The 4,463-nt window shown below is 72.6% G+C and carries 5 protein-coding genes; all 5 read left to right on the top strand.

Translation table 11 applies throughout. From position 1 onward, the window contains the following. Positions 1 to 378: 378 nt before the first annotated feature. Positions 379 to 609 carry an SPOR domain-containing protein gene (locus C665_RS20800; protein WP_004326453.1) on the top strand — a complete coding sequence of 77 codons (231 nt, stop codon included), beginning with the start codon at positions 379 to 381 and terminating at the stop codon, positions 607 to 609. A 74-nt stretch (positions 610 to 683) separates the two neighbouring features. Beyond that, positions 684 to 1,121, top strand: a complete 438-nt coding sequence (fliW, locus tag C665_RS18565; RefSeq protein WP_004326451.1) for a flagellar assembly protein FliW — start codon at positions 684 to 686, stop codon at positions 1,119 to 1,121. Positions 1,122 to 1,202: 81 nt separating this feature from the next. Further along, positions 1,203 to 1,583 (top strand): RidA family protein, encoded by a 381-nt coding sequence (locus tag C665_RS18560; protein ID WP_004326450.1) that lies wholly within the window; start codon positions 1,203 to 1,205, stop codon positions 1,581 to 1,583. 94 nt (positions 1,584 to 1,677) lie between these two features. Next, a complete protein-coding gene (gene recG, locus C665_RS18555; protein WP_281054731.1) occupies positions 1,678 to 3,801 on the top strand; it encodes an ATP-dependent DNA helicase RecG in 2,124 nt (707 codons plus the stop codon). Between the two features lie 277 nt (positions 3,802 to 4,078). After that, positions 4,079 to 4,463 (top strand): chorismate--pyruvate lyase family protein (locus C665_RS18550; protein ID WP_004326446.1); only part of this gene is annotated, 385 nt, incomplete at its 3' end.

Here is a 4,463-nt window from a genome sequence, read left to right as displayed (position 1 = left end):
CCGCGGCGCGCAGCGCTGCTCCGCGCAGCCGCGGCGCTGGCCGCCGCTCTCGTGCTGTTGGTGCTCGGGCTGCTCGACCGCGACCGTCCGGTGCCGTCGCGCGCGGGCGCTGGCGCGGCGGTTGGTGGGGCGGCGCCCGGCGCTGCGGCCTCGACTCCTCCTGCCATGCCCGCGAACCCGCTGTCGGCGGCCGGAAAGCCCGGCCCCGGTGCGCCAGCGTACGAGGCCGCCGTGCCGCTCGGGGCCGGGCAGGGGGCTGCATGCGCGCCCCCATCCGCGCCCCCACCCTCCTGCCCGACTCCGCCACCTGCGCCGGCATGCACTCCGCTTCCGGTTCCCACCGCAAAGCTCGATGGTGTCCTGCTTCCCCGTGCCGCCGTGGCGCCCGCCGGCTCCGGCTATCTCGTCCAGCTCGGCGTCTTCGCCGCCCCCGACAACGCGCTGCGCATCTACCAGCAGGCCGCAGCCGCGGGGCAGCCGGCGCACATCCAGAGCCGGGTGGTGCTCGGTCCTTTCGTCGACCGCGAGGCCGCCGAGCGTGCGCGCAAGCGGCTGCAGGCGGCGGGTGCCGGGCCTGGCGTGTTGATCCCCCCAGAACGCCCGCGTTGAGCGGACGTGAAGCGTGTCACGGCGGGTCCGCCGTGCCTCGGATGATGATGTTTTTTTGAAGCGAGGTTCCAGTCATGCAGATCAAGAGTCCGCTGTTCGGCAGCGCCGAGATTGCCGAAGACAAGATCATCGAGTTTCCCAAGGGCCTGCCCGGCTTCGAGGAGTGCCGCCGCTTCACCCTGCTGCACGAGGAAGGACGCGAGGCGCATGTGTTCCTGCTGCAGAGCGTGGACGAGCCCGATGTCGCCTTCTCGGTGACCGCGCCCGAGCGCCTCGGCGTTCACCTGGAATTCCCGCTGAGCGACGAGGAAGTCGCGATGCTGCGCCTGCGCACGCCCGAGGATGCCGCGGTCGCGGTGATCGTGCGCAAGGACGAAGGCGAAAGCCCGGCCGGCACCGGCCTGCGCGCCAATTTCATGGCGCCGCTGGTCATCAACACCGGCGAGCGTGTCGGCCTGCAGAAACTGATCGATCGCCTCGGCTGCGAGATCACCCTGCGCGCCGGCGGCTGAGCCGCCCGGGTGCCCTGCGGGCGGCATGTCCGCCCGCGCCCGCGGGTACAATGCCGGCTTTCCCCAAGCAGAGGCAAAACCATGGCCCGTCAGATCATCTCCACCCCCAAGGCACCCGCCGCCATCGGCCCCTATTCGCAGGCGGTAAAGGTCGGCAACCAGGTCTTCCTCTCCGGCCAGATCGGTCTCGACCCCGTCACCATGGAAATGGTCGAGGGCGTCGAGGCGCAGGCGCGTCGCGTGTTCGACAACCTCGCCGCGGTGGCCGAGGCGGCCGGCGGCTCCTTCGCCGACGTGGTCAAGATCACCATCTATCTCACCGACCTGGCCAACTTCGGCGTGGTCAACGAGATCATGAAGTCCTGCTTCGCCGAGCCCTATCCGGCACGTGCCACCGTCGGCGTGCGCGAGCTGCCGCGCGGCGCGCTGGTCGAGGCGGATCTGGTGCTCGTGCTCGGCTGAGGCCTGCAAGGGGCAAGGCACGAGGTGTGAAACTTAAGGGGCGGGGCGCTCGGAGCGCTGCCTCCTTGGCATACCGCTTCGGTGTCCCGGTCGCGTGCCGGCCGATCAACGGCGGGCGCGCGAGACCTGTTGCCCCTTTCCTCCTTCCGAGAAGGATCGACGATTGAACGCGACGCAGCCGCCGCGCGGCTGGCCGGGGGTCGGGGCGCAGCTGGCGGGGCGGCTGGCCAGGCTCGACCTGCGCGGGCCACGCGATGTCCTGCTCCACCTGCCGCTGCGCTACGAGGACGAGACCCGGCTGACGCCGATTGCCCGGTTGCGCCCCGGCTTTCCCGCTCAGGTCGAGGGCGAGGTGCTCGGTAGCGAGGTGGTGCTGCGTCCGCGCCGCCAGCTGGTGGCGCGGATCGCCGACGACAGCGGCACCCTGGTGGCGCGCTGGCTCAACTTCTACCCCTCGCAGCAGAAACCGCTCGCGCCGGGCGGGCGCGTGCGCCTGTTCGGCGAGGCGCGCGGCGGCTTCTTCGGGCTCGAGATGGTGCATCCGCGCCTGCGCGCCGTGGCGCCCGGCGAGGCGCTGCCCGATGCGCTCACCCCGGTCTATCCCACCACCGCCGGCGTCGGCCAGATCACCCTGCGCAAGCTGGTCGCACAGGCGCTGCAGAGCGAGCCGCTCGACGAACTGCTGCCGGCCGCCTGGCTGCACCGCCTGGGGCTGCCCGGCTTCGCCGAGGCCTTGCATGCGCTGCACCATCCCGCGCCCGACGCCGACCCCTTCGCGCTCGAGCAGCGCGAGCATCCCGCCTGGCAGCGCATGAAGTTCGAGGAGCTGCTGGTGCAGCAGCTCTCGCTGCGCCGCGCCTGGCTCGCGCGCCGTGCCCAGGCGGCGGTGGCGCTGCCGGCGCGCGCCCTGCTGACCGCGGCTTTGCTCGAATCGCTGCCTTTCCGTCCCACGGGGGCGCAGGCGCGGGTGGGCGCGGAGATCGCCGCCGACCTCGCGGCGCCGCATCCGATGCAGCGCCTGCTGCAGGGCGATGTCGGCTCGGGCAAGACCCTGGTCGCCGCGCTGGCGATGCTGCAGGCGGCCGAGAACGGGTGGCAGGCGGCGATGATGGCGCCCACCGAGATCCTCGCAGAGCAGCACTGGAAGAAGCTCTCGGCCTGGCTGGAGCCCCTGGGCATCGGCGTCGCCTGGCTGTCGGGCAGCCGCAGGAAGCGCGCGCGCGAGGCCGAGCTCGCCCGCCTGGCGAGCGGCGAGGTGCTGCTCGCGGTCGGCACCCATGCGCTCATCGAGGACCCGGTGACGCTGCCGCGGCTGGCGCTCGTGGTGGTCGACGAGCAGCACCGCTTCGGCGTGCGCCAGCGCCTGGCGCTGCGCGAGAAGGGCGAGGGCGGGCGGCGGCCGCACATGCTGATGATGTCGGCGACGCCGATCCCGCGCACGCTGGCGATGACCCACTACGCCGATCTCGACGTGTCGGTGCTCGACGAGCTGCCGCCCGGGCGCACGCCGATCCGCACCCGCCTGGTCTCCGACGTGCGTCGTGACGAGGTCGTCGCGCGCGTGCGCGCGGCCTGTCTGGAGGGCCGCCAGGCCTACTGGGTGTGCCCGCTGATCGAGGAGTCCGAGGCGCTGCAACTGCAGACCGCGCAGGACACCTTCGCGACGCTGGTCGAGGCGCTCCCCGAGCTGCGCGTGGGCCTGGTGCACGGCCGCCTCAGGAACGAGGAGAAATCCGCCACCATGGCCGCCTTCTCCGCCGGCGCGCTCGATCTGCTGGTGGCCACCACGGTGATCGAGGTCGGGGTGGATGTGCCCAACGCCAGCCTGATGGTGATCGAGCACGCCGAGCGCTTCGGGCTCGCCCAGCTGCACCAGCTGCGCGGCCGGGTGGGGCGCGGCACGGCGGAGTCGGTATGCATCCTGATCTACGCCCAGCCGTTGTCGCAGACCGGCCGCGAGCGCCTCAAGGTGATCTACGAGAACACCGACGGCTTCGCGATCGCGCGCGAGGACCTGCGCATCCGCGGTCCGGGCGAATTCGTCGGCGCCCGCCAGAGCGGCGTGCCCCTGCTGCGCTACGCCGATCTCGAACTCGACGCCGGGCTGGTCGAGCCCGCGCGCGAGCTCGCCGAACACCTGCTCGCCCACGACCCCGCCGCCGCCAACGCGCTGATGCGGCGCTGGCTGGGCGGGCGCGAAGCCTTGCTGCGCGCATGATGGGCTGGCGAGTGCTGTCGGTGCCCTGTGGCACTTTTCGCCGCGCATCGGGTGGAGAACGGCAGATCGCGACTTGCGTCGCTCCCACGGAAAACCCGGAGCGCCCGGTGTGGGACGCAGGAGCACCGCAAGTCGCGATTGCTGCCGCCCGGACGCACCGCATCTCCCGTGGGAGCGACGCAAGTCGCGATTGCTGCCGTCCGGACGCCCCTCGCGTGCCCTTGCGTTGCAAGCGGCCTGCTCCTGCACGAAGAAACCGAAACCCGCTCCTGACCCGATGCGCCCCCTGACCGCCTTCCCCCTGCACACCGGCCCGCGCCACGAGACCTGGCTCGCCCATCCGCCGCGCGTCTTGCTCCCGCCCGCGCTGCTGCCCTGGCTGAAGGATGCCGGCTCGCTCACCGCGCGCATCCGCGCGCGCTGCACCCGCTTCGAGGTGCGCGTGCTGTGCCAGCGCCTCGCCCACGTGCGGCGCGACGAGGCGTGGCTGCTCGGCCTGCGCGTCGGCGAGCTGGCCTGGCTGCGCGAGGTGCTGCTGGTGGCAGACGGCCGTCCGGTGGTGTTCGCGCGCTCGCTGCTGCCCCGCCGCAACCTGCGCGGGGCGTGGAACCTCTTCCACGGCATCGGCGCCCGCCCGCTCGGCGCGGCGCTGTTCTCCGACC

Source organism: Thauera aminoaromatica S2, assembly GCF_000310185.1.
GTDB lineage: Bacteria > Pseudomonadota > Gammaproteobacteria > Burkholderiales > Rhodocyclaceae > Thauera > Thauera aminoaromatica.
Note: the sequence above shows the minus strand (reverse complement) of the source record. Positions and strands in the feature narration are given on the sequence as shown.